Raw genomic sequence first — 23,688 nt, forward strand, 5'->3', positions numbered from 1 at the left:
CGATTCCGCCCTCGTCGCCCGCGCAGGTACTCTGGGTTCCCGTGATCGACTCAGCACTTGCCACCACCACGACCAACCTGGCTCTTCTGCCGGGATTCCTGGATCCGGTCAACCTGCTCAACTCGTTCGGCACCTGGATGCTGGCGGGTCTGCTGCTGGTGGTGTTCATCGAGTCGGGGCTCCTGTTCCCGCTGCTCCCGGGCGACTCCCTGCTCTTCACCGCAGGCCTGATCGTCGCCGCGAAGTCGGCGGAGATCGAGCCCTTCGCACCGCTGTGGGTGCTGCTGGTCACCATCCCGATCGCTGCGTTCCTGGGCGACCAGGTGGGGTATTGGATCGGCAAGAAACTCGGCTACACCTTGTTCACACCGAACGCGAAGGTCCTCAAACAGGCCTACATCGACGAGGCCCATGAGTTCTTCGAGAAGCACGGCCCGGTCACGATCATCCTGGCCCGCTTCGTCCCGATCGTCCGGACCTATGCACCGCTGGTCGCCGGCGCGGCCCGCATGCGGTACGCCGTCTTCCTGACCTACAACATCGTCGGCGCGGTGGCCTGGGGCGTGGGTGTGACACTGCTCGGATACTTCCTCGGGCAGATCGAGTTCATCCGCGACAACGTCGACTACATCTTCATCATCATCGTGCTGGTGTCGGTGCTGCCGATCATCTCGGAGATCGTCAAGCGCATCCTGCGGTCGCGCAAGGGTGTCGTCGAGGAGGAGCCGCTGGCCCCGTCGAAGGATCCGGCCACCACCCCGCCGGCCGAGTAGGCCCCGAACCGCGGAGGCGCGAACCGGTATCGAGGTCCGCTACCAGGCGTCACCGAGGTCGGCGTGCTGCCGGACCCACGCGTGCATCGCGATCCCGGCAGCGACGCCCGCGTTGATGCTGCGGGTCGATCCGAACTGGGCGATCGACACCGTCATGTCCGCCTGCCGCTGCGCGTCGTCGCTCACGCCCGGACCTTCCTGGCCGAACAGCAGCACACACTCGCGCGGGAGTTCCACGGTCTCCAGCGGCTGTGACCCAGGGGTGTTGTCCACCGCCACCACGGCCAGACCCTCGCCCCGAGCCCAGTCGATCAGGTCCCCGACCGTGTCGTGGTGCATGAGGTGCTGGTAGCGGTCGGTGACCATCGCACCACGACGGTTCCAGCGGCGACGCCCGACGATGTGGACCGCCGCGACGGCGAAGGCGTTCGCGGTGCGCACCACAGTGCCGATGTTGGCGTCATGGGCGAAGTTCTCGATCGCGACGTGTAGCGGGTGGCGACGCGAGTCGATGTCGGCGACGATCGCCTCGCGCTTCCAGTACCGGTACGCGTCGACGACATTGCGGGTGTCCCCGTTCGCCAGCAGTTCGGGGTCGAGGCGCTCGTCGTCCGGGATCGGCTCGTCGGGATGTTCGACGGACCACGCGCCCACGCCCACCGGCGGTCCGGTGATCCACTCGGTTGGACCGACGACCCCGGCGTCTGGGTCGAGCGCGTCAGGCAAGGCCGAGATCGTTCAGCCCGAGCAGCGAGCGGTAGGGCACGCCCAGCCCGGTGATGACGGCGTCCGCACCGGTCGCACGGTCGACGACGGTGGCGACACCCACGACGTTGCCGCCGATCTCGCGCACGGCCTCCACCGCGGTCGACGGCGAGGCACCCGTGGTGCTGGTGTCTTCGACGACGAGGACGTTGCGGCCGACGATGTCGGGTCCTTCGATCCGACGCTGCATACCGTGGGCCTTGGCGGCCTTGCGCACGACGAAGGCGTCGATGTCGCGGCCGTCGGCGTGCATGATCGAGGTCGCGACCGGGTCGGCGCCGAGCGTCAGTCCGCCCACGGCGACGTAATCCCAGTCGGCCGTGAGCTCGCGCATCAGCCGGCCGATCAGCCGAGAGGCCTCGTGATGCAGGGTGGCGCGGCGCAGGTCGACGTAGTAGTCGGCCTCCTTGCCCGAGGAGAGCGTCACCTTGCCGTGCACGACGGCGAGTTCGCGGACCAGTTCGGCGAGTCGTGCCCGGCCCGCCGAGTCGACCTGGGGTGGCGTGTCGTCGGAAACCGGGATTGACGAGGACATGCGACTACTCACTCTCGAACTCGCCGGCCGTGGGCCGGTGTGCACTGGATGACGATTACCCTACGGTGTCCGCGACACCGTCAGATCAGCCCTGTCGGATCAGCTGCGGTGACGGTTGGAGCGATCGCCGGTGTCGTCTGGGCGACGCGAATCCTCCGGCTTCCGCGAGCCGGAACCGCGGACGGGCATCGGGGCCATGCCCCGGCCGGTCGTCGTCTGAGCTGCACCCGTCGCCGGCGGTTTGCGGACCGGCGGCGCGCTCGGCCTGGCTGCCGCAGAAGCCTCCGTAGCGGGAGCCGCCGCAGCCTGGCGACGACGCTTGTCGCGCATCGACTCGGTCTTCTCGTCGGCGAGTTCGGCGCGCGTGGGTCCGTGTGGATCGCGAGGGTCCGGTGAGTCCTCGGGTTCGCGCATCGGCGGGAGAACACGCAGCAGGTCGGCGAAACGCCGAACCACCTCGAGGCCGGTGTTGAGTGTCGCGGGGTCGTTGGTCAACGGCAGCGAACCGAGCGCCCAGTTGCCCTCGTTCCACAGCACCTCGACGAACGCCGGGGCTTTGTTGGCCAGCGCGACCATCCGCCGGTCACAGACGCGGCGCGCGACGTCGAGGTTGTTGGAGAACATGACTCGCGGCCCCATTGCACCGAGGAGTTCGACGTCCTCCTCGGCGGGCGCCAGCACATCCTCGTGACGCAGGTCCACAACGACGGGCGAGGGCGAGGAGCGGCGGACGGCGATCACGGTCGCGGTCTCGGCGAGATCGAAGACGACGGTCTCCACGCCGCCGTAGCGGCCGTACGCGACGTCGCGGACCTCGACATGATCGGGGACGTTCATCGTCGCCCGGCGAAACACCTTGCGCAGCTTGGTGTCCGTCTCGCGGAACTTGAACTCGTGCTCGTCCCCCCAGACCGCACGCTGGTGTCGCGCGACGCTCGACCGCTGCCGGTCGAGCCACAACAGGACGCCCGCACCCGCGAGTGCCACGGCGGCGATCAGGAAATAGACGGTGGTCATCGCGCTACAGCCTACTATCGGCAGGGCCGCGGCGACGTCATCCGCCCTGTCGAAGTGTGGCCGTTACGTAGCCGCGTTCCTTGTCGACGACGTTGACCAGCGTCTCGGCGAGCGCGACCCCGTCCGCAGGAGCCTCCAGGCCGACATATCTGCGCAGGTTGTCGAGGATCTGTTCGGCCAGCGCCTCGCGCCAGCCGAGCGCATCGCCGCTCATGTGCGCCGAGATCGCGACACCGGGAAGATCCCACAGCTCACTGTCGGCGGGCAACGGTTCGGTGGCGAACACGTCGAGCGAGGCCGCCCCGAGGTGCCCCGCGCGCAATGCCTCGACGAGCGCCGGCTCGTCGACGAGCTCCCCGCGTCCGACGTTGATCAGGTGCGCTCCCGGCTTCATCGCCGCGAGCACCCGAGCGTCGAGCATCCCGGCGGTCTGCGAGGTCAGCGGCGCGATGGTGACGACGTTGTCGAAGTCGCCGACGTGATCGGCGAGCTCGGCGGTGGGGATGACCCGACCGAAGTCGGGATCGGACTCGCGCGCGGTCCGCCCTCCACCGACGACCCGCATCCCCACCGCACGGAGCAGTTGCGCGGTGGCACGACCGATCCCGCCGGTGCCGATCACGAGGACCGAACCCCGAGACGTGCCGACGGTCTCGCGATGCTTCCAGACATGGTCGCGCTGCAGGGCCATCGACTCGTGTAAACGCTTGTCGCGCGCGAGGATCGAGGCGAGAACGAATTCCGCGATGGGACGGTCGAAGACCCCGTGCGCATTGGTCACCACCACGTCAGAGGCGGTCAACTCGTCGAAGAGCAACGAGTCGACCCCGGCCGCGCAGACGTGCACCCAGCGCAGCGCCGACGTCGCGTCACCCCAGTTGTCGGCAAGCGCGCGAGAGAAGAAGTCCCACAACACCAACACATCCGCACCGGGTAGGACTTGCGCGAGATCGCCTGCCACGCAATGACGTATCTCGGCGAGGTCGGCGAGTTGGTCGAGGTTGGGCGGCGGCGCGACACCCGGGGCACCGAGGAGCGCGAGGACCGGTCGTCGGGTGCTCATACGGCCACCGTAACCCCAATGCCGGTTGAGCCGACACCGAGCGAAGCGAGGCGTCGCGTCGAAACCTCCACATTAAGCAACCCCCGATGCCGGTTGAGCCGACACCGAGCGAAGCGAGGCGTCGCGTCGAAACCTCCCCACCACTCGACAAAGGAGCCGTATCGAAAGGACCCGCACCACCACCGACTGTCACATTGTTGACAATCGTACGATCTCCCGTCACGGTGTACCCATGACTGCCGGCGTTGACTCCCCCACCCGCACCCATCAGACGGCCTCGCTCAGTCCTGCGCTCAAACAGGCGACGCCCGTCGTCGTCGACCATGCCCTGGGGTCCTGGATTCACGGCACCGACGGTCGCGACTACCTCGACTTCACCACGGGCATCGGCGTCACCAGCACCGGTCACTGCCACCCGCATGTGGTCGCGGCAGCACAGGCCCAGTGCGCCAAGGTGATCCACGCCCAGTACACGACCGTTCTGCATCCGCCGCTGCTGGAGCTGACCGAACGTCTCGGTGCGGTCCTCCCGGCAGGCCTGGACTCTGTGTTCTACGCCAACTCCGGTTCGGAGGCCGTCGAGGCCGCGATCCGTCTCGCCCGGATGGCGACCGCCAAGCCGAACATCGTCGTCTTCCAGGGCGGATTCCACGGCCGCACGGTGGCCGCGGCGAGCCTCACCACGGCGGGGACGCGATTCTCGGCCGGGTTCTCCCCGTTGATGAGCGGCGTCCACATGGCGCCGTTCCCCTATGCCTTCCGCTACGGCTGGGACACCGACACCGCCGTCGACTTCGCGCTGCGCGAGCTCGACTACCTCCTGCAGTCGCGCGTCGCCCCCAACGACACCGCCGCGTTCCTCATCGAACCCGTCCTCGGCGACGGCGGTTACCTGCCGACTCCGCCTCGCTTCCTCCAAGGGCTGCGCGACCGCGCCGACCGGCACGGCATCCTGCTCATCCTCGACGAGGTGCAGGCCGGCTTCGGTCGCACGGGCAGGTTCTGGGGCCACCAGCACGCCGAGGGATTGACTCCCGACATCATCATCACCGCAAAGGGCCTGGCCTCCGGTTTCCCGATCTCGGCGATCGCCGCGTCGACCGAACTGATGAGCAAGGCGTGGCCGGGCTCGCAGGGCGGTACATACGGCGGCAATGCCGTGGCCGCGGCGGCCGCCATCGCGACCCTCGAGGTCATCGAGGCCGAGGGACTCGTGGAGAACGCCCGCGTGCGCGGCGAGCAGATGCTCGCCGGCCTGCGTGAGGTGTGTGCGCGATTCCCGGGCGTCGGCGACGTCCGCGGACTCGGTCTGATGGCGGGCATCGAGTTCATCACCACCGACGCCGCGGGCAACACCGTGCCCGACGCCGCTGCCGCCGTCGCGGTGCAGCAGGCCACCACGGCCCAGGGTCTGTTGACGCTGACCTGCGGACCCTCGGCCAACGTCGTCCGACTCATCCCGGCACTCGTCGTGACCGCCGACGAGATCGACCTGGGCGTCGCGCGGTTCGGCGCAGCGTTGCATGCCGCACTGGGTTAGGCCGGTGGACATCGCAGTCGAACTCACCGACCTCGGCATAAATGCCGACGCGTCGCCCCGGCGTCTGGCCGAATACTCCTACGACGCCTCGAATTACCGCATCCCGCCGCTGGCCGTGACATTCCCGCGGTCCGCGCGTGAGGTCGCCACCATCGTGGCCCGATGTCACGACCTGGGAGTCCCGGTCGTCGTGCGCGGCGGCGGAACATCGATGGCGGGCAACGCCATCGGCGATGGCGTCGTCATCGACCTGTCCCGTCACCTCGACCGGGTGCTGTCGATCGACGCCGAGACCTCCAGCGCGGTGGCCGGTTCGGGCATCGTGCTGACCACGCTGGCGGCACGTGCCCGTGCAGCGACCGGCGGCCGGCTCACCTTCGCACCCGACCCCTCGTCGGCGTCGCGGGCGACACTCGGCGGCGCGATCGGCAACGACGCCTGCGGTAACCACTCGGTCCGGTACGGACGTACCAGTGACCACGTCATCGAGCTCCACCTCGTCACCGCGGACGGTGTCCTGCTCACCGCGACCCGGGACGGGTTGTACGCCACCGATCCCGGCGACGCCGCCGCGGCCGCCCGCGCAACCGAGATCAGTGCCGCCCTCGGGGATCTCGCCGCCGTCAATCTGGCGATCCTGCGCACGGAACTCGAGACCATCCCGCGTCAGGTCTCGGGTTATCACCTCGCACGACTGTTGCCGGAGAACGGTTTCGACGTCGCGCGTGCACTTGTCGGCAGCGAGGGGACATGCGCGATCGTGGTGTCGGCCAAGGTGCGGCTCGTTCCGGTCGCGACCTCCCAGCTCCTGCTCTGCGTCGGCTATCACTCCCCGTCGGACGCCGCTCGCGACGTACCCGCGATCCTCCCGTTCTCGCCATCGGCCATCGAGGGCATCGACCGGAAGATCGTCGCGACGATGGCCGCGCGCCGCGGCCGGGACACCGTCGCCGGACTCCCCGAAGGGTCGGCCTGGTTGTTCATCGACGTCGACTCCGAAAGCGCTGCGGCGCTGGGGGAAGACGACGTCCCCGCGACCGCGAAGCGCCTCCTCGACCACCTGCGTGGGCAGGGCCGGATGATCGGCGCCACCGTCGTCGACGACCCGGTGCGGCGCAAGGCCCTGTGGCGTGTCCGTGAGGACGGCGCCGGTCTGTCGTCCCGACTGGCCGACCCCGACGACGAGAGCATCGGCGGGAACTACGAATCCTGGCCCGGCTGGGAGGACGCGGCGGTCGCCCCCGAGCGCCTGGCCGACTACCTCGACGACTTCGCCGAACTCCTCGACCGTCACCGCCTGACCGGTGTGATGTACGGCCACTTCGGCGCCGGGTGCATGCACGTCCGCATCACGTTCGACCTGCGCACGCCCGAGGGACGCGCCGTGATGGAGCACTTCTGCACCGATGCCGCCAAACTGGTTGTCCGTCATGGCGGTTCGTTGTCCGGGGAGCACGGCGACGGACGCGCCCGCTCGGCGCTGCTCCCGATCATGTACTCACCCGCGATGATGGCGGCCTTCGCGCGATTCAAGTCGATCTGGGACCCGGCCGGGACCCTCAACCCGGGCAGCATCATCGACCCACCGTCGATCACCGCCGACCTCGCTCTCGCCGATGTCCCGCGCCGGGCCTGGCCCACCGCGTTCCACCTCGGCCACGGTTCCCGAGATACGCCCCCGAAATTCGCCCTCAGCAGCGGCGTCGACGACACCACGTCCTCGACGACTCCCTCAGGGGCGCATCTCCGGGGTGGTTCTACCGAGCTGCCGCTACTGGACCCCTTCGTCCATGCAGTTCAGGGCTGTATCGGCGTCGGCCGGTGCCGGGCCGACACCACCGGTGTCATGTGCCCGAGCTATCGCGCGACCCGGGACGAGAAGGACTCCACGCGGGGTCGCGCCCGTGTCCTGCAGGACATGGTGCGCACCGCGCCGTCGGTCGACGACGGATGGCGATCCCCCGAGGTCGCCGAAGCCCTCGAATTGTGCCTGTCCTGCAAGGCATGTTCGACGGACTGCCCGACCGGCGTCGACATGGCGACCTACAAGTCGGAGTTCCTCCACCATCACTACCGTCGCCGCATCCGCCCGCTGTCGCATTACTCGCTGGGCTGGATGCCGGCCTGGCTGTCGGCGGCGGGGATCGCGGCACCACTGGTCAATCGCGCGCTGTCGTCCAAGATCAGCCGTCTCGCCGCACGCGCGGGCGGCATCGATCCGCGCCGGACGATGCCGTCGTTCTCGACCCGACGCGCCCGCAGGACCCATCTCGACGCACTCGCGCCGGTGTCCCCGACCTCGCAGGTCATCCTGTTCGTCGACTCCTTCACCCGCGCCTTCCGCCCCCAGGTCGCTTCGGCGGTCACCGAGGTTCTCGGCGCGACGGGTGACCGGGTGGGGTGTTCGGCCGACAACTGCTGCGGGCTCACCTGGATCTCCACCGGCCAGCTGGACAAGGCCCGCCGGACACTTCGACGCACCGCTGCGACTCTCGACGACGGCACCGACCGTCCCATCGTGGTGCCGGAACCGAGTTGTGCTGCCGCACTGGCCAAGGACCTGCCCGAACTCGTCCCCACCGACAGCGCTCGTCGCGTGGCGGCGCGGGTCCGGAGTTTCGCCGCATACCTGCCGACCCTGCTCGACGCGGGATGGCGACCGCCGGCGCTACCCGAGGAGGTCACCCTCCAGACGCACTGCCACGAGTACGCGGTCTTCGGCGCCCGCACCGGCACCGCCGCTCTCGAAGCGCTCGGTGTCGCCGTGCACTCCGCCGACGGATGCTGTGGTGTGGCAGGTAACTTCGGTTTCGAGAAGGGACACTACGAGGTCAGCATGGCCGTCGCGGAGAACGGGCTCGCCCCGGCGCTGCGCGACGACCCGCACCGGCCCGTCATCACCGACGGATTCAGTTGCGCGATGGCGGTGGAACACCTCGCCACGGTCGACGACGGACTCGCCGGCGCACGGGAGGTCCGCGGTGTCCACCTCGCCGAACTTCTCACCGCCGCATCAGAACCCCGACAGACCACCCGAGAACCGAGGAGAGCCCGACCATGACGGCCATCGCCACCCACCAGGTCCCCGACGCCATCTCGTCCATCCACACCGACCTGTTCATCGACGGTGAATGGATTCCGGCCGCCGCGGGCGACCGGTTCGACGTGCTCAACCCGGCGACCGGCGAGGTGCTCGCCCGGGTCGCCGACGCCGACGCCTCCGACGCCCGCCGCGCACTCGAGACCGCAGCCGCGCATCAGGCCGAGTGGGCGGCCACCTCACCGCGCCGTCGCAGCGAGATCCTCTACCGTGCATACCAACTCATCATGGACCGGGCAGACGAGATCGCCTCCGTGATGACCGCCGAGATGGGCAAGCCGCTGGCGGAGGCCAAGGGCGAGGTCGCCTACGGCGCCGAGTTCTTCCGGTGGTTCGCCGAGGAGGCCGTCCGGATCGGCGGCGACCACACCACCACCGGCGACGGCGGCCACCGCATCGTGGTGAGCAGGCAGCCCGTCGGTCCGTGCATCCTGATCACACCGTGGAACTTCCCGCTGGCCATGGGGACCCGCAAGATCGGGCCTGCCGTCGCCGCCGGCTGCACGATGGTCCTCAAGCCCGCCGAGCTCACCCCGCTGACCACCCTCCTGCTGGCGGACATCCTCGTCGAGGCGGGTCTGCCCGCTGGCGTGCTCAACGTCGTGACCACCACGAATCCGTCGACGGTGGTCACCGAATGGATGGACAGCGGAGTCGCCCGCAAGGTCAGCTTCACCGGATCGACCGAGGTCGGGAAGACGTTGCTGCGGCAGGCCGCCGGGACCGTCATGCGCACCTCGATGGAGCTCGGCGGCAATGCCCCGTTCATCGTGTGCGCCGACGCCGACATCGCCCGTGCCGTCGACGGTCTCATGCTGGCCAAGATGCGCAACACCGGTCAGGCGTGCACCGCGGCGAACCGGGTCTTCGTGCATCGCAGCGTGATCGACGAGTTCACCGAGGCGTTCACGGCGAAGATGGCCGCCCTGAAGGTCGGCGACGGCGCAGCCGAGGGCACGCAGGTCGGGCCTCTCGTCGAGCCGAAGGCCGTTGCGAAGGTCTCCTCGCTGGTCGACGACGCGGTGTCCAAGGGCGCCACGGTCGCGTGCGGTGGGCAGGCCATCGAAGGTCCCGGCTACTTCTACCCGCCCACGGTGCTGACCGGGGTCGGACTCGACGCCGACCTGGTGCGCAACGAGATCTTCGGCCCGGTCGCGGCGATCATCCCGTTCGGCGACGCCGACAATCCCCTCGACCCGGCCGCGGACGACGAGGTGATCTCACTCGCCAACGATACCGCGTGGGGCCTCGTCGCGTACTTCTTCAGCCAGGACGTCGACCGCTGCGCTCGGCTGTCGGCTGCGCTCGAAGCCGGTATGGTCGGGGTGAACACCGGCATCGTGTCGAATCCGGCCGCTCCGTTCGGTGGTGTCAAGGAATCCGGCCTCGGCCGTGAGGGTGGCCGCGTGGGCATCGAGGAGTTCCTCGACATGAAGTACACGGCGACCCCGATCCGTCGCTGATCCGGAGATCCATTGCCCGGAACGACCGTCCGGCACCCGACCACCGACGTGTGAGCAAGGAGCAGCAAGCCCATGTACCTCGGGACTCAGCTGTTCACCGACAGCGAGTACGACCAGCGCCTGACACGGGTCCGCGAACTCATGGACCGTCAGGGGTTGTCGGCGATCATCGTCACCGATCCGGCCAATATCTTCTATCTGATCGGGTACAACGCGTGGTCGTTCTACACCCCGCAGATGCTGTTCGTCCCGATCGAGGGCGAGATGGTCTTCTACGCCCGGGAGATGGATGCCCGTGGCGCACACCGCACGACGTGGTTGGCGGACGACCAGATCGTCGGGTACCCGGAGAGCTACGTGCACCGCCCGCACGTTCATCCCTTCGACTGGGTGGCGTGGTCGCTCCGGCAACGCCACGCCATCGCCCCTGCGTCGCGCGGGGGTTCGGTCGGCCTGGAGATGGATTCGCACTTCTTCTCCCCCAAGGCATATCGGGCGCTGCACAACGCGATCCCGGAGTGGAAGCTCGTCGACAACTTCGAACTCGTCAACTGGGTGCGATCGGTGAAGTCCGAAGCCGAGGTCCAGTTGATGCGACAGGCCGGGATGGTGTGTTCGGAGGCCATGCGTGCGGCCATCGACACCATCGAGATCGGTGTGCGGCAATGCGATGCGGCCGCGGCGATCTCGCAGGCACAGATCACCGGGACACCGGATTATGGTGGTGACTATCCGGCGATCGTGCCGATGATGCCGACCGGTGCAGCAGCCGACACCCCCCATCTGACCTGGCATCAGGGCACCTTCGTCGAGGACGAAGCGGTGGTCATCGAACTGACCGGCGCGCACAACCGATACCACTGCCCGCTCGCGCGGACCGTGTCGCTGGGTAAGCCGCACAAGGAACTCGACTACGTCGCAAAGGCGACCGCCGAAGGCCTGAACAACGTCCTCGAGGCGATCAGGCCGGGAGTGGCGACCCGCGAACTCGCCTCCACCTGGAACTGGACCCTCGCCAAGTACGGCCTCGAGAAGCCCTCACGTCTGGGCTATTCGATCGGCATCGGGTATCCGCCGGACTGGGGTGAGCGCACCATCAGCATCCGCACCGAGGACGAGACCGTCCTCGAGACCAACATGACCTTCCACATCGTCTGCGGAATGTGGATGGACAACTACGGTTTCGAGCTCTCCGAGTCGGTCCGGGTCAGCCCCACCGGCGTCGAGTGCTTCACGTCGTTCCCGCGGGAACTGATCCAGAAATGACCACCGCCACCTGACGAACAAGGAACACACGACAACCCAACCGCTGCCTGAGGTGCGAGAAGCGCAAGCGACGAGCCACGAAGGCCTGGTGAGACGAGGTGCATGACATGACCACAACGACCGAAACCGTGAACGACGTGCGTCATTCCGGTCCCACGCTCCCTCTTGCCGGGCGGACGAAGGATCTGGTCGGGTCGATGATCGACTCGTCGACCTCACTGCTGGCCGCACAGTCCCACGACATCGTGCGCTTCGCGATGGGGTCCCCGGCCGATGAGGCCGTTCCCGCCGACGAGTTCCGGCAGATCGCCGGCGAGATCCTGGATCACACGTCGTTCACCTATGGCGCCACCGAGGGCGAGCCTCGGCTGCTGCAGCTGCTCGTCGACTACCTCGCGACCACACCCGACCCGTCGACACACGATCGTCTGGTGATCACCACCGGCGGCATGCAGGGCCTCGACCTGGCCTGCAAGCTCTTCGTCGATCCCGGCGACCTGGTCGTCGTCGAATCCCCGACCTACACCAACGGCAGCGCGACTGCCCTCTCCTACGGAGCCCAGCTCCTCGAGGTGCCCGTCGACGACGACGGCATGCAGGTCGATCAGCTCGCAGATCTGGTCGCGCACACCCACAAGACCCCCAAGGCGATCTACACGATCCCCACGTTCCAGAACCCCTCTGGCGTCACGATGTCGGAGGAACGACGCCGCGAACTGCTGCGCCTGGCGCACACCTGGGGTGCGGTGATCATCGACGACGACCCGTACGGGCTGCTGCGTTTCGCCGGCACCGACATCCCGACCTTCCAGACGCTGAGCCCCGGCGATCCCCTGATCTTCTCGGTCCGGACCTTCTCCAAGATCCTGGCGCCGGGGTGGCGCGTCGGCTGGGTCGACGCCGACCCGTCACTGCGGCAGCTGCTCATCAACGGCAAGCAGGCCATGGACACCTGCACCAACGTGCCCAACCAGCACATCGTCGCCGAATACATCGCGCGCGGCGGTCTCGAGGACCACCTCGCCGGCATTCGCTCGCTGTATCGCGAACGCAAGGACGCCATGCTCGACTCCATCGAGCGTCACCTCGGCGACCGCGTGGTCACCACCGCCCCGGAGGGTGGCTTCTTCCTGTGGGTCACGCTGCGCGAGGAGTTCGCCGAGATCGACACCCGCGAGCTGTTCGAGATCGCCCTGGCCGACGGTGTCGCGTTCATCCCGGGCCCGGCACTGTCGCCGGGCGGCCGGTTCCGGAACTCGATGCGCCTGTGCTTCGCGTCGAGCACGCCGGAACGGATCGACGAAGGCATTCGACGCCTCACGTCGAGTCTTGAGAAGATGGCCCGGTGAGCGGTGAACACGAACCTGAGCTGAGTCCGGCCGAGCAGTCGCTCGTCGATCTGATCGACGAGGCCGCGATCACCGCGCTCACCACCGCGCTGGTGGAGGCGCCGAGTGAGAATCCGGGCGGCACCGAGGCTTTGGCCGTCGAGGTCCTGGAAAAGGCGTGTCGTGCCCTCGGGCTCGCCGTCGACACCCACGAGGTCGCGGTCGGGCGGCCCAACCTGGTCGCCACCCTCCCCGGCGGCGACGGACCGGGACTGATGTTCCTCGGCCACTCCGACGTCGTGCCCGCCGGCCCCAACTGGACCGCCGACCCGTATACCGTGCGGACTCGTGACGGACGCCTCGTCGGACGCGGCACCACCGACATGAAGGGCGGGATCGCATCCGTCGTGGCGGCCATGACCGTGCTCTCGCGGGCACGGGAATTCGGCATCGAACTCTCCGGTCCCGTACGCCTGGTCTGCACGGTCGACGAGGAGGAGCACGGTATCGGCGTGCGTGACTTCGTCGGCCGACCCGCCGATCACGACTTCCTCGGTTGCATCGTCGCCGAGCCGACGGACATGCAGATCGTCCGCGGGTGCCGGGGGGCGTCGTACATCGAGATCGAGGTGACCGGGCGCGCCGCACACTCCGGCCGGCCGGCCGACGGCCGCAATGCCATCGACGCCGCGGCGGCGATCGTCGAGATCATCCGCACCGATCACGACCACCTCGCCGAAACCCTCGACGATCTCCTCGGCTGCGGCACCTGGAATGTCGGCACGATCCACGGCGGCCAGGGCATCTCGGTCGTCGCGCCGACCTGCTCACTCGGCATCGACCGTCGCCTGATGCCCGACGAGGACCCGCTCGCCATCGCCGAGAATCTCCGAAAGGCCATCCGCGACAGAAAGATCGACACCGACGGCATCACCGTTGACGTCCGCGTCACCATGGAGATGCCGGGTTTCGCAACTGCCGTCGACCATCCGTTGGTCAGCGCCGCCGTCGGCTCGGTCACCGATGCCGGGGCCGCGGCCTCCGTCGGCGGATGGAGCGCCGCCTGCGACGGCGGCTTCGTCAGCCGCGACCTCGGCATCCCGTCGATCGTGCTGGGACCGGGCAACATCAACACCGACGCACATCAGCCCGACGAGTCGGTCGCCATCGCAGATCTGGTCACTGCGGCAAAGGCGTACACGCTCGCCGGGCTGAGGTTGCTCGGCAGCTAGGCCTTCGACTCCGCCGGCATCTTCGGCAACTCGTGGAAGTCGTTCTCCTTGCTGGGGATCTCGGTTCCGCGGATCGAACACCCCGCGGTCTCCTTCAGGAACAGGAGAGCGATCATGCCGATGGCGCAGGCACCCATCATGTACGCAGCCGGGAAGAGGTTCCAGTCGGTGTTCTCGACGACGGCGTCGTTGACCAGCGGTGCCGTACCACCGAAGGCGGCGGTCGCGACGTTGTAGGAGATCGCGAAGCCCGCATACCGGACCTGTGTCGGGAACATCGCCGGGAAGGTCGCCGAGATGGTGGCCAGCTGTGGGATGTAGAGCACTCCCAGGATGACGAATGCGACTATCGCCCAGGCGAATCCCTGACCCATGAGCCAGTACAGCGGTATCGCGAGGACGAACAGTCCGGTGAGCGATCCCCACCACATGGGCTTGCGTCCGGTCGAATCCGACCACCAGCCGAAGAACGGGATGAGCAACATCATCACGAGCTGCCCGATCAGGTTGACGACGCTCGCCGACGTCTCGGACAGGTTGATCGTGTTCTGGAGGTAGGTCGGCTGATACGCCAGCAGCGTGTAGTTGGCGACGTTGAGCGCGATGACCATGCCGAACATCGTCAGGATCGGTCGCCGATAGTTGACGATCAGATCCTTGAAGCGCGTCCACGCCGTACCCGTGATCTCGTTCTCCTGCTCCAGTTCCTGGAACACCGGGGTGTCGTCCATCTGCGACCGCAGGTACAGGCCGATCAGGCCCATCGGCAGGGCGAACAGGAACGGGATGCGCCAGCCCCATTGGTCCATCTGCGACTCGGTGAGCCCCAGCTGCAGAAGCAGGACGAATGCGGTGCCGCCACAGAAACCGGCGAGGGTGCCGAACTCGAGGAAGGAGCCGTACTTGCCGCGCTTGTTGTCCGGCGCATACTCGGCCATGAATGTTGCGGCCCCGCCGTATTCACCACCGGTCGAGAAGCCCTGGATCACGCGGAGCAGGATCAACAGGATGGGCGCCCACGCACCGATCGACGCATGCGTGGGTAACAGGCCGATGAGCGCAGTCGCGCCCGAGATGAGCAGGATCGTCATGGCGAGGACCGATTTGCGGCCGATACGGTCGCCGATCGGTCCCCAGATCATGCCGCCCAGCGGGCGCAGCACGAACGAGACCGCGAAACCCAGCATGGTGCCGATGGTTCCGAAATCACCGGGGAAGAACGCCTGGGTCAGATACACCGAGGCCGCGGCATAGACGCCGTAGTCGTACCACTCGGTGGCGTTTCCGATGGCCGAGGCACCGATGGCCTTGTGGAGTAGTTTCCGGCCCTCGGGTGACTCCGGGTCCGGGGCGAGCCGCTCATAAGTATCCGCTGGTGTCGTGTCGCTCATCTGCGCTTCCTGAATGTCGTCGGGACCGTACTGCCGCCCCTCGATAGGCCATCTCCGTGTCGGTGGACCCTGTGCACGGTGGCGGCTCTTTCACCACCCGTGGACATTCGAACCGCGAGCGCTCAGCTCCCGGACGCGGTGAGATCGTCGGCGTGGTCGCCGTCACCGATCAATCGGCACAGCCCGTCGGCCATGTGCTCGATCATCAGTGCATCTGCCTTCGCAGAATCCCCCGCAGCGATGGCGTCCACCAACGCCTGATGTTCGTCGATCCGTTCCTTTCCCGATGAATATGTTCCTCGCATGGCTCGCAGACACATTCGTGTCTCCACGAGAATCGTCTCGTGGAGACGCGAAAGCCGCCGGCTTTCCGCAAGTTCCACCAGTGTTTGGTGAAATCCCATGTCCGCCTCTGCCATCCCGGCGCGGTTCGGTTCGTCTACGAACGCGCGCATGGCCTCCACCGCCTCGTTCAACCCGGCCACCGCCTCCGATTCGCGGTGCGCGATGACCTGTTGCACGGCAGCACGTTCCACCGCCGTACGCGCGACGTACATGTCGCGGATGTCGTCGTCCTCCATCGAGACGACGAACAGGCCTCGGTTGCGATGGCTGACCAGCAGACCCTCCGCGGTGAGACGTTGCATCGCCTCACGCAACGGGCCGCGGCTGACGCCCAGGTCTGCGGCGAGACCCGACTCCGTCAACTGCGACCCGGGCGGGAAGTCACCGTTCGCAATGGCATTGTGCAACTTACGCGCGATGATCGCCGGTGTCGACTCCTGTACCAACGGGGTGAGGACACGACGGCGCGTCGAACCTGGCTGTTTTCCCTGGTGAGACACGGTTCGTCGACCTCCCGGGCCGTCCGTGCCCGGGTTGTCCCCATCCACCTTGATCGTCACCGTCATTCCTTCTTTCTTACCGCGAAAGGCGCGAATAGGTCAGCGTTTCACCCCGCGCGCCGCCCATCCAGACGTCGTTGCACGCAGCCGCGAATTCTCTCAGCCCTTCGGTGATCGTGGCGAAGACGTTGCCGGGGACCCACCCGACGTCGCCGTTGACCAGCAGATTGTTCCGGCCGTAGAACACGGCCAGGTCGATCAGCAACCGGTGTTCGGAGGGAGCGGTGTCGAGGTCGTAGCCATAGGCCGGATTGTCGAGCACACCGTCGAACGTGAAGTAGCACAGGTCACCGGGAATCGGCGTGATGGTAGTGTTCTCGGCACCCGGTTCCACCGGCGCGAATGCCGGTAGCAGCGTGTAGATCTCATTGCGCGCGAACTTGCCGTGGAAGACCTGGCCACCCAGCGGTAGCGCGTTCCACACCGCAGCTGCCGTCCGCGGCGCCTCGGCGTCGAGCATCCGCGCCACCGCCGTCACTCCGCGCTTCTCGAGTGTCACGGTGATGAATCGGTCGGCGCGTTCGGTCACGGACGATCCCCCAACATCGTGAAGCCGGCGGCCGCCTCGTAGGCGGCGGCGACCCGCAGCACGGTCGTATCACGGTGTCGCGCAGCGACGAACTGCGCTCCGGTCGGCAGACCGTCGACGAATCCACTGGGCACGGTGACGGCCGGCTGCCCGGTGAGGTTGAACGGATAGGTGTACGGCGTCCACGACGTCCAGTCCGGCGACGCCGACCCCTCGGGCACGGTTCGTCCCGCCTCGAAGGCGACCCCGGGCATCGACGGTGCGACAAGGACATCGAACTCCTCGTGGAACAGGCCCATGCTGGTCCCCATCTCCATGCGCAGGGCGTTCGCGCTCACGAGGTCGCCGGCCGTGAGGTCCCGATGACGTTCGAGCGCCTCGAGTAGCAGCGGATCGACCTTCTCCTCCGCGGCCGGCCCGAGTGCCCGCACCACCACCTCGGCACCCGCGTACCAGATGATGTGATATGCCCACGCGGGATCGTCCCACTCCAGATCGACCTTCTCCACCGTCGCGCCGAGCTGTTCGAGCACCGATACGACGCGGTCCGTATTTGCCTGCACGCCAGGGTCATTCGATCCAAAGCCGAGATCGGCACTGTAACCGATTCGCACATCGGAGAGATCCCGGACGTCGGCGATCGCGGCGGCGGCGCTATCGGTCGGGGTCGCCAGTGCCGACCAGTCCCGCGGATCGTGCCCGCTCAGGACGTCGAGGAGCAGCGCACAGTCCCCGACCGTCCTCGTCATCGGACCGACGTGTGCGACCGGGGCGAACGGGCTCGGCGGATACATCGGCACCCGTCCGAGCGTCGCCTTGAATCCGACCACCCCGCAGTAGGCCGCCGGTATGCGGATCGATCCCCCACCGTCGGTGCCCACCGACAGCGGACCCAGTCCGGCCGCCAGCGCCGCGGCACTACCGCCGCTCGACCCACCGGATGTCCGCGATGCGTTCCACGGGTTACGGGTGATCCCGGTGCGTGGGCTGTCGGTGACACCCTTCCAGCCGAACTCCGGCGTGGTGACCTTGCCCAGCATCACCGCGCCGGCCTCGCGAAGTCGCGCCACCGCGGGGGCATCGGTGTCCCAGACCATCTGATCCGGCTCGATCATCAGCGAGCCGCGCAGCGTCGGCCAGCCGCTGGTGAGCAACAGGTCCTTGATGGTGACGGGCACACCGTCGAGCGGCCCCAGAGGCGTTCCCGCACGAAACCGGGCGGTGCTCGCCCGAGCTGCGGCGAGGGTCGAGTCCCGATCGACGAGGCAGAATGCGTTGACGGACGGGTCGACCTCGTCGACGGCGTCGAGCAACTCGACCGCCACCGCCTCGGGCGTCAGCTCACCCGTACGGTAGGCCTCGGCCAGTTCGATCGCGCTGAGCCAGCGTGCCGTGTCCGACATGCGCCCCCTCGTCGGTCGCGATTGGTAGATTGTTGACAATCTACCTGGGAGGTGTGCGAGTGACAACCACCGTCGCGATGCTGTATCCCGGCCACGCCGCCGAGGACGACTACGAGTTGATCGAATCGGTGCTCGTGGCCGCGGGTGTGGCGGTCCGACTGCCGGTGACCATCACCGAGATCGAATCCGACGACCACACCGTCGACGCGATGGCCGCCGTCGGCGAACAGGACCGTCTCGCCGAGGGCGTGCGTCGGGCCCAGGCGGATCAGCCGGCGTCGGTGATGTGGGCGTGCACGTCCGGAAGCTTCGTCTTCGGTCTCGACGGCGCCCGACGCCAGGTCGCCGACATCGCCGCGCTTGCCGACCGGCCCGCGTCGTCGACCTCCCTGGCCTTCGTCGATGCGTGCCGTCACCTCGGACTGTCGCGGGTTGCGATCGCCGCCACCTATCCCGATCCCCTGGCGTCACGCTTCATCGGATTCCTCGCCGACGGCGGCATCGAGGTCGTCTGCCTGCGCGCCAACGACATCGAGACCGCCGCCGAGGCCGGCATCCTCGACGGCGACGGCCTCTTCGACATGATCGCGGCCGCGGATCACCCGGACGCCGAGGCGATCCTGATCCCGGATACCGCACTGCACACCGCGATGTGGATCACCGGACTCGAGGAGAAATTCGGGAAGCCGGTCCTGACGGCCAACCAGGTCACCGCCTGGCAAGGCCTCCGGCTCGCCGGGATGACCGCCGCCATACCGGATCTGGGAACACTGTTCGCTCGGTGAGGGTCAGTCGAGGACGGCCTTGGCCACCGTGATGCAGGTGGTGATCCACTCGCGGTCGTCGGCGGTGAGGGCACGCGCCGCCTTCTCCGCGTCCTCGATCGCCCAGTGCGCGTTCAGGATCATCCGGATGATCACCCAGTCGCGCGCCCGGTCCGGGTCGAGGCCGGCGACGTCGACGACCGTGTAGAAGCGCGACCGGATCACGTACCGCGGATCGCCTTTTCGGAGGTCGAGACGATTCCACAGCATCGGGGCGGGTTCGTAGTGCGGATCCCCCGACATCGGCTTGGGATCGATCACCAGCCAGCGGCGCGCGCCGGACGGAGCCGCCAGCACGTTCTCGTGGTGAAGGTCGCCGTGCACGACGACACCGACCGTGGAATCGTCGGAGAGAAAGTCCTTTCCGAGCGAAAGCGCCTGTTCCACAAACCGTCTCGGAACCGGCGCGTCACGCGGCATGGACTGCAACCCGGCGAGCGAACGCTCCAGGCGCGTGGTGAGACGCGCCATCCGACCGGGTGCCGGTATGTGCAGGACGCCGTACAGCCCTGCCACCACGCGACACGCCTCGTCGTCGCCGATCGAGGTGAGGTCCGTCCGCTCGAGCCGTTCGAGGAGCAGCGCCCGAAGCCGCGGGTCGGCACGCAGCATGCGCACCGCACCCCGTCCCGCCCAGTGCTGCAGTCCCAGTGCTTCCTGGGCACCCTCGTCGTCGCCGTCGAAGGCGATCTTCAGAACGGATCGACGGCCGTCCCGGTCGGTCACCGGGATCACGAGCGACTCGGACCCGTGCCACAGCTCGGCGCCGTCACGACAGAGTTCCCAGTCGTCGAGAAGCGCCGATGCCGTTGCGGGCAACCGGCGAAGCCAGTCCTCCCAGGCGGGCCCCAGCACCGCCTGCGCCGCGAGACCCGGCGGAACGCGAATGGCTACCGGTCCCCCGCCGTGATCGAGATCCCCACACTTCCGTGCCGGCCGCGGCGGATCTTGCTGCCGATGAGGCTGAGGCGCCCCAACAGACCGTACTTGTCGGCGATGGCCTGCTTGACCCGATCGCTGCCCGCCTCGTCCAACACGGCGGTACCGGTGACGGGTTCGCCGAACGACTTGAGGCCCCGCACATCGCAGGCCTGCACGATCACCCGCGGATTGCGTCGCAACCGCTTGACCTTCCACGAGTCGGCCACGGTCCACATGACCAGGCGGTCACCGTCGAGGGCCGCCCACAGTGGCGATGTCACCGGGGTGCCGTCCTTGCGGTAGGTCGTCAGGTTCACGTATTTGGCGGTACCCGCCTCGCCGAACGTCACGGCGTCAGAGGTCATGCGGCAATGCTACGGGCGAACAGCGATTGTGCATGGGTTGTCGGCCAGTCGGCGGGGGTGGTCTCACCGCCGAGTACACCCGCGTCGCAGAGCGTCGCCCAGGCGGTCACCTGGTTGGCGGAGAGGACCGGCTTGCCGAGCTCGGACTCCAGGTCGGCGAGGATGTCATAGGTCCACAGGTTGGTACAGGAGACGAAGACGGCGTCGGCGTCGGGATGGTTCGCGGCGCGGATGAGGTCCGCAGTCACGTGGTACGGGATGGCCCAGATCTCGTGATCGCGGCCGAGACCCGCCTGGGCGACGACGTTTCTCCCGGATTCGGCGAGGAAGTCGCACAGCAGTCCGGTGAGCGCCGCGGTATACGGCGTCGCGACCGCCAGCGTCCCGACGTTCATGGTGTTCAGCGCCCGGATCAGCGCCTCCGAGGTCGTGACCGCCCGCTCGGCTCCGGCGGCGAGCATGCAGTTGGAGATCTCCATCGCGCCCGCCATCCCGTAGACGAAGCTGCCGGAGGCGCACGCGTATCCGAACGCCCGCGGCGCGACCGACGAGACGGCTCTCACCGCCGCCGAGATTTCCGCGTGGTTGTTGAGATCGCGGCACAGCTCGACGTCGACGGGCGCGTCGATGTAGCCGGTCCGCGTGAAGTAGAGCGAGACCGATTCCGGCATCCAGCGCCACAGCTCGCGGTCGAGGGCCATGTCGAACGGGCACACCATCCCGATGCCGATCTGGGCGTTCATGCAGGGATGATGGCACATTGTTGGATTGTCTACAATCGCTGCCGCAGGGCGGCATCCACCTCGTCCCGGATGACGCATTCGTAGGCGTGGTCGTTGACGATCCCGGTGGCCTGCATGAGCGCGAACATCGTGGTCGGACCGACGAAGCGCCAGCCCCGCTTCTTGAGGTCCTTCGACATCGCGATCGATTCCGGCGAGGTCGTCATCGATCCCGGGACGTGCTCGCCCGGCGGGGCGTATCCCCAGAAGTACGACTCCAGCGAACCGTGTTCGTCGATGAGGTCGGCTGCCCGCTGCGCGTTGTTGATCGCCGCCTCGATCTTGCCGCGATGCCGGATGATGCCCGCGTCGCCCAGCAGTCGCGTGACTTCGGCATCGGTGTAGCGGGCCACCTTCTCGACCTCGAAGCCGGCGAACGCGGCCCGGAAGTTCTCGCGTTTGAGGAGGATCGTGCGCCAGCTGAGGCCGGACTGGAAACCCTCGAGACAGACGCGCTCGAACAGCGACGTATCGTCGGTGGTCGGGAATCCCCACTCGGTGTCGTGATAGGTGGTCTCCGGCTCCCGGCCCGCCCACAAGCAGCGCCGCCGACCGTCTGGGCCCTCTATGGTGTCCTCGGACATGAGTCTCCTCTCGTGGCGAGCAGGCTACGGCACGGTCACGACAGATGGCCGCCGTTATCATTCCGTTACCAAAGATTGCGAAAGCATCCCGTTCTGTCTCGCGATAGTCACTTCTCGCCGCCGCCCGCCTAGCGTTGTACACATCGCACACCGAGAGCGCTCCGACACCGTCGTAGATCCCCGCTCCGGAAGCGCGAAAATACATCTGCGGCAAGGAGTTTCGTGATGCATGAATCCGACCTGAACAGCCTCCTTGCCCGCGTGGCAACCGGGGACTCAGAGGCCTTCGCCCAGTTCTACGACGCGACGTGTGACCGTGTGTACGGCATGACACTGCGGGTACTGCGCGATCCCGGTTACAGCGAGGAAGCGACCCAGGAGACGTATCTGGCCGTGTGGCGCAACGCCGACAGCTACGATCCCCGGTCGGGTTCGGCACTGTCCTGGATTCTGACGCTGGCACATCGTCGGGCCGTCGACCGGGTGCGGTCGGAGTCGGCCGCGACCCGACGCACCGTCGCCTACGGCATCGCCGACACCGGCCGCGAGATCGACGAGGTCAGCGAGTCGGTGGAGCGTCGGGAGATCGCTCGCCTGATCCACACCGGTCTCGAGAACCTCACGCCTCTGCAGCGGCAGGCCATCGAGCTGGCCTACTTCCACGGACTCACCTACCGCGAGGTGTCCGAGCATCTCGGGGTCGCGCTGCCCACGGTCAAGTCCCGCATCCGCGACGGTCTCATCCGTCTGCGCCAGGCGGTGCCGGGCCTGGCCGCCGTCGGCTGACGCTCACACCTGGCCGTAGGGGTGCCAGCCGTTGTGGTTCCACTTGCCGCCTCGGCGCTCCCGCACTTCCCGCAGGCTCGTACCCACATACCGCTCTTCCAACTCGGGGTCCGGTGCGCCGGTGTACACCCACCGCTTCGGGTCGAGATTGCCGTCGGCGTCCCGGTAGGCCTCCCAGTAGTCGACGCGATGCACCGCGCGGACGATGTCGTCGGCGAAGACGAGCACCGGGAGGTCGGGCACCGTGCGATGGGGCCCGGCACGCCATCCGCTCCGTGCACACTCGTAGATCTGTTCGGCGCCCGCGCCGGGACGAGCCGAGTCGTCGACCTTCACCAGCACACACGGCTCGGGCAGCGGCGGTGCGAGCGGCGCCGCATGGCGTAACACCATCTCTTCCAGCGAGATCGCGCCGCTCGGCGCACTGTTCGTCAGCGGGAGTCGCGCCAGGTCGGCGAACTCGACCGTGAACTGCTGCACGTACGACGCCAGCTCCTCGGGCGAGTCGACGACGTCGTCGCCGTGCCGGAGAATCCAGTGCTCGACACCGAATCCGTCGGCGTCGATGTCTCGGATACGCTCCTCGGTCGCGGACCGGACGGCCGGTGAATCGGCGTCCCCCACCACCTCCCCGACGTCCGGCGTGACGCCGGCGAGCGCCGCACGAGCGTGGTGGTGCACCCGATTTCCTCGTCCCGCCCCCACATAGAACACCGATGCGTCACGGGGGTCGACCAGCGCGAAGACGTACACGCCGAGCACCGACTGCACCTCGAGGGGAACGGGTTCCGGCGCGCCCGGCGCAGCCACTCCGACCGGCCGCAGGAGGTTCAGGACCGCGTCGACCACCGTGGGCCGCACCCCGAGTCCGCCGCCGCGCAGGCCACCGATGATCACTTCTCCGGCGCGCTCCCGGTCGACGAAACGTCGACCAGCGTTGGCGTCGATCGCGCGCACGACGTCGACGACCTCGGCCCTGCGCGCCCGCGTGTCGCGTGACGCGGAGAGCTCGTCCTCCGGGTCGAGCATCTCGGCGAAGGCCGTCGACTCCAGGAACTCGCCGAGCGCGCCGGCCGGCAGTTCGACGGCGTCCATCCTGCTCATCGCACGCCGCCT

At 67.8% G+C, this 23,688-nt stretch carries 21 protein-coding genes and 2 pseudogenes; 9 read left to right on the plus strand and 14 right to left on the minus strand.

The genetic code is table 11. The features are described 5' to 3' along the window. Positions 1-41: 41 nt before the first annotated feature. Complete coding sequence (locus GOAMI_RS18485) at positions 42-773, plus strand: VTT domain-containing protein (RefSeq protein WP_006438111.1); 732 nt, start codon at positions 42-44, stop codon at positions 771-773. 39 nt (positions 774-812) lie between these two features. Here GOAMI_RS18485 and GOAMI_RS18490 read toward each other — a convergent pair whose 3' ends face one another. The 4 genes from GOAMI_RS18490 to GOAMI_RS18505 all read right to left on the minus strand — a co-directional run bounded on the left by GOAMI_RS18490 (position 813) and on the right by GOAMI_RS18505 (position 4,153). Next, positions 813-1,499, minus strand: a complete 687-nt coding sequence (locus tag GOAMI_RS18490) for a TrmH family RNA methyltransferase (RefSeq protein ID WP_006438112.1) — start codon at positions 1,497-1,499, stop codon at positions 813-815. Beyond that, the gene (gene pyrE, locus GOAMI_RS18495; protein WP_006438113.1) at positions 1,492-2,073 is read right to left on the minus strand and encodes an orotate phosphoribosyltransferase; all 582 of its coding nucleotides are present in this window, start codon (positions 2,071-2,073) and stop codon (positions 1,492-1,494) included. The genes GOAMI_RS18490 and pyrE overlap by 8 nt, the downstream gene beginning before the upstream one ends. Before the next feature lie 99 nt (positions 2,074-2,172). After that, the gene (locus tag GOAMI_RS18500; RefSeq protein WP_006438114.1) at positions 2,173-3,090 is read right to left on the minus strand and encodes a TtfA family protein; all 918 of its coding nucleotides are present in this window, start codon (positions 3,088-3,090) and stop codon (positions 2,173-2,175) included. Positions 3,091-3,127: 37 nt separating this feature from the next. Continuing rightward, positions 3,128-4,153, minus strand: coding sequence for a D-2-hydroxyacid dehydrogenase (locus tag GOAMI_RS18505; RefSeq protein WP_006438115.1), 1,026 nt, complete (start codon positions 4,151-4,153; stop codon positions 3,128-3,130). 232 nt (positions 4,154-4,385) lie between these two features. On the opposite strand from GOAMI_RS18505, the gene GOAMI_RS18510 reads away from it, so the two are divergent. The 6 genes and pseudogenes from GOAMI_RS18510 to GOAMI_RS18535 all read left to right on the plus strand — a co-directional run. Next, positions 4,386-5,693, plus strand: coding sequence for an aspartate aminotransferase family protein (locus GOAMI_RS18510; protein ID WP_006438116.1), 1,308 nt, complete (start codon positions 4,386-4,388; stop codon positions 5,691-5,693). Next, positions 5,677-8,754 (plus strand): FAD-binding and (Fe-S)-binding domain-containing protein, encoded by a 3,078-nt coding sequence (locus GOAMI_RS18515; protein ID WP_006438117.1) that lies wholly within the window; start codon positions 5,677-5,679, stop codon positions 8,752-8,754. Before GOAMI_RS18510 ends, GOAMI_RS18515 begins: the two co-directional genes overlap by 17 nt. Then, positions 8,751-10,256, plus strand: coding sequence for an NAD-dependent succinate-semialdehyde dehydrogenase (locus GOAMI_RS18520; protein WP_006438118.1), 1,506 nt, complete (start codon positions 8,751-8,753; stop codon positions 10,254-10,256). Before GOAMI_RS18515 ends, GOAMI_RS18520 begins: the two co-directional genes overlap by 4 nt. Before the next feature lie 72 nt (positions 10,257-10,328). After that, the gene (locus GOAMI_RS18525; protein WP_006438119.1) at positions 10,329-11,522 is read left to right on the plus strand and encodes a M24 family metallopeptidase; all 1,194 of its coding nucleotides are present in this window, start codon (positions 10,329-10,331) and stop codon (positions 11,520-11,522) included. 107 nt (positions 11,523-11,629) lie between these two features. Beyond that, positions 11,630-12,871, plus strand: a complete 1,242-nt coding sequence (locus tag GOAMI_RS18530) for an aminotransferase-like domain-containing protein (RefSeq protein WP_006438120.1) — start codon at positions 11,630-11,632, stop codon at positions 12,869-12,871. Next, a pseudogene (locus tag GOAMI_RS18535) lies at positions 12,868-14,040 on the plus strand (M20 family metallopeptidase); the annotation flags it as partial. The gene GOAMI_RS18530 and the pseudogene GOAMI_RS18535, both read left to right, overlap by 4 nt. On the opposite strand, the pseudogene GOAMI_RS23965 reads toward GOAMI_RS18535, so the two are convergent. The 5 genes and pseudogenes from GOAMI_RS23965 to GOAMI_RS18555 all read right to left on the minus strand — a co-directional run. Further along, a pseudogene (locus GOAMI_RS23965) lies at positions 13,951-14,163 on the minus strand (hypothetical protein); the annotation flags it as partial. The pseudogenes GOAMI_RS18535 and GOAMI_RS23965 sit on opposite strands and share 90 nt — an antisense overlap. After that, complete coding sequence (locus GOAMI_RS18540; protein WP_006438122.1) at positions 14,079-15,473, minus strand: MFS transporter; 1,395 nt, start codon at positions 15,471-15,473, stop codon at positions 14,079-14,081. The gene GOAMI_RS18540 and the pseudogene GOAMI_RS23965, both read right to left, overlap by 85 nt. Before the next feature lie 122 nt (positions 15,474-15,595). After that, the gene (locus GOAMI_RS18545; RefSeq protein WP_006438123.1) at positions 15,596-16,384 is read right to left on the minus strand and encodes a GntR family transcriptional regulator; all 789 of its coding nucleotides are present in this window, start codon (positions 16,382-16,384) and stop codon (positions 15,596-15,598) included. Positions 16,385-16,394: 10 nt separating this feature from the next. Beyond that, positions 16,395-16,907 (minus strand): DUF3830 family protein, encoded by a 513-nt coding sequence (locus GOAMI_RS18550; RefSeq protein WP_006438124.1) that lies wholly within the window; start codon positions 16,905-16,907, stop codon positions 16,395-16,397. After that, positions 16,904-18,310 carry an amidase gene (locus tag GOAMI_RS18555; RefSeq protein WP_006438125.1) on the minus strand — a complete coding sequence of 469 codons (1,407 nt, stop codon included), beginning with the start codon at positions 18,308-18,310 and terminating at the stop codon, positions 16,904-16,906. The genes GOAMI_RS18550 and GOAMI_RS18555 overlap by 4 nt, the downstream gene beginning before the upstream one ends. Positions 18,311-18,369: 59 nt before the next feature. Between GOAMI_RS18555 and GOAMI_RS18560 the strand changes: the two genes are divergently transcribed. After that, positions 18,370-19,095, plus strand: coding sequence for a maleate cis-trans isomerase family protein (locus GOAMI_RS18560; protein WP_006438126.1), 726 nt, complete (start codon positions 18,370-18,372; stop codon positions 19,093-19,095). A 3-nt stretch (positions 19,096-19,098) separates the two neighbouring features. Here the strand turns inward: GOAMI_RS18560 and GOAMI_RS18565 are convergent, their stop codons facing one another. The 4 genes from GOAMI_RS18565 to GOAMI_RS18580 are packed head-to-tail and all read right to left on the minus strand — an operon-like array spanning position 19,099 to position 21,786. Further along, entirely contained in the window at positions 19,099-19,989 is an 891-nt protein-coding gene (locus GOAMI_RS18565) for an aminoglycoside phosphotransferase family protein (RefSeq protein ID WP_006438127.1), read from the minus strand. Between the two features lie 35 nt (positions 19,990-20,024). Continuing rightward, positions 20,025-20,420 (minus strand): PPOX class F420-dependent oxidoreductase, encoded by a 396-nt coding sequence (locus GOAMI_RS18570; RefSeq protein ID WP_006438128.1) that lies wholly within the window; start codon positions 20,418-20,420, stop codon positions 20,025-20,027. Beyond that, positions 20,417-21,163 carry a maleate cis-trans isomerase family protein gene (locus GOAMI_RS18575; RefSeq protein WP_006438129.1) on the minus strand — a complete coding sequence of 249 codons (747 nt, stop codon included), beginning with the start codon at positions 21,161-21,163 and terminating at the stop codon, positions 20,417-20,419. Before GOAMI_RS18575 ends, GOAMI_RS18570 begins: the two co-directional genes overlap by 4 nt. A 29-nt stretch (positions 21,164-21,192) precedes the next feature. Continuing rightward, a complete protein-coding gene (locus GOAMI_RS18580) occupies positions 21,193-21,786 on the minus strand; it encodes a DNA-3-methyladenine glycosylase I (protein WP_006438130.1) in 594 nt (197 codons plus the stop codon). A gap of 225 nt (positions 21,787-22,011) precedes the next feature. On the opposite strand from GOAMI_RS18580, the gene sigK reads away from it, so the two are divergent. Continuing rightward, on the plus strand, positions 22,012-22,572 hold the full coding sequence (gene sigK, locus GOAMI_RS18585) for an ECF RNA polymerase sigma factor SigK (RefSeq protein ID WP_006438131.1): 561 nt from the start codon (positions 22,012-22,014) through the stop codon (positions 22,570-22,572). A 3-nt stretch (positions 22,573-22,575) separates the two neighbouring features. Here sigK and GOAMI_RS18590 read toward each other — a convergent pair whose 3' ends face one another. Continuing rightward, entirely contained in the window at positions 22,576-23,667 is a 1,092-nt protein-coding gene (locus GOAMI_RS18590; RefSeq protein ID WP_006438132.1) for a hypothetical protein, read from the minus strand. Between the last annotated feature and the right edge of the window lie 21 nt (positions 23,668-23,688).

The sequence above is a fragment of the Gordonia amicalis NBRC 100051 = JCM 11271 genome, assembly GCF_000332995.1.
GTDB classification, from domain to species: Bacteria; Actinomycetota; Actinomycetes; order Mycobacteriales; family Mycobacteriaceae; genus Gordonia; species Gordonia amicalis.

Excerpts from the sequence above, each read along its gene's own strand:
- GOAMI_RS18510 (WP_006438116.1), top strand. The coding sequence starts at position 4,386 with ATGACTGCCGGCGTTGACTCCCCCACCCGCACCCATCAGACGGCCTCG.
- GOAMI_RS18545 (WP_006438123.1), bottom strand. The coding sequence starts at position 16,384 with ATGACGGTGACGATCAAGGTGGATGGGGACAACCCGGGCACGGACGGC.
- GOAMI_RS18505 (WP_006438115.1), bottom strand. The coding sequence starts at position 4,153 with ATGAGCACCCGACGACCGGTCCTCGCGCTCCTCGGTGCCCCGGGTGTC.
- GOAMI_RS18590 (WP_006438132.1), bottom strand. The coding sequence starts at position 23,667 with ATGGACGCCGTCGAACTGCCGGCCGGCGCGCTCGGCGAGTTCCTGGAG.
- GOAMI_RS18570 (WP_006438128.1), bottom strand. The coding sequence starts at position 20,420 with ATGACCTCTGACGCCGTGACGTTCGGCGAGGCGGGTACCGCCAAATAC.
- GOAMI_RS18575 (WP_006438129.1), bottom strand. The coding sequence starts at position 21,163 with ATGAACGCCCAGATCGGCATCGGGATGGTGTGCCCGTTCGACATGGCC.
- GOAMI_RS18530 (WP_006438120.1), top strand. The coding sequence starts at position 11,630 with ATGACCACAACGACCGAAACCGTGAACGACGTGCGTCATTCCGGTCCC.
- GOAMI_RS18500 (WP_006438114.1), bottom strand. The coding sequence starts at position 3,090 with ATGACCACCGTCTATTTCCTGATCGCCGCCGTGGCACTCGCGGGTGCG.
- GOAMI_RS18515 (WP_006438117.1), top strand. The coding sequence starts at position 5,677 with ATGCCGCACTGGGTTAGGCCGGTGGACATCGCAGTCGAACTCACCGAC.
- GOAMI_RS18525 (WP_006438119.1), top strand. The coding sequence starts at position 10,329 with ATGTACCTCGGGACTCAGCTGTTCACCGACAGCGAGTACGACCAGCGC.
- GOAMI_RS18520 (WP_006438118.1), top strand. The coding sequence starts at position 8,751 with ATGACGGCCATCGCCACCCACCAGGTCCCCGACGCCATCTCGTCCATC.
- pyrE (WP_006438113.1), bottom strand. The coding sequence starts at position 2,073 with ATGTCCTCGTCAATCCCGGTTTCCGACGACACGCCACCCCAGGTCGAC.
- sigK (WP_006438131.1), top strand. The coding sequence starts at position 22,012 with ATGCATGAATCCGACCTGAACAGCCTCCTTGCCCGCGTGGCAACCGGG.
- GOAMI_RS18580 (WP_006438130.1), bottom strand. The coding sequence starts at position 21,786 with ATGTCCGAGGACACCATAGAGGGCCCAGACGGTCGGCGGCGCTGCTTG.
- GOAMI_RS18540 (WP_006438122.1), bottom strand. The coding sequence starts at position 15,473 with ATGAGCGACACGACACCAGCGGATACTTATGAGCGGCTCGCCCCGGAC.
- GOAMI_RS18555 (WP_006438125.1), bottom strand. The coding sequence starts at position 18,310 with ATGTCGGACACGGCACGCTGGCTCAGCGCGATCGAACTGGCCGAGGCC.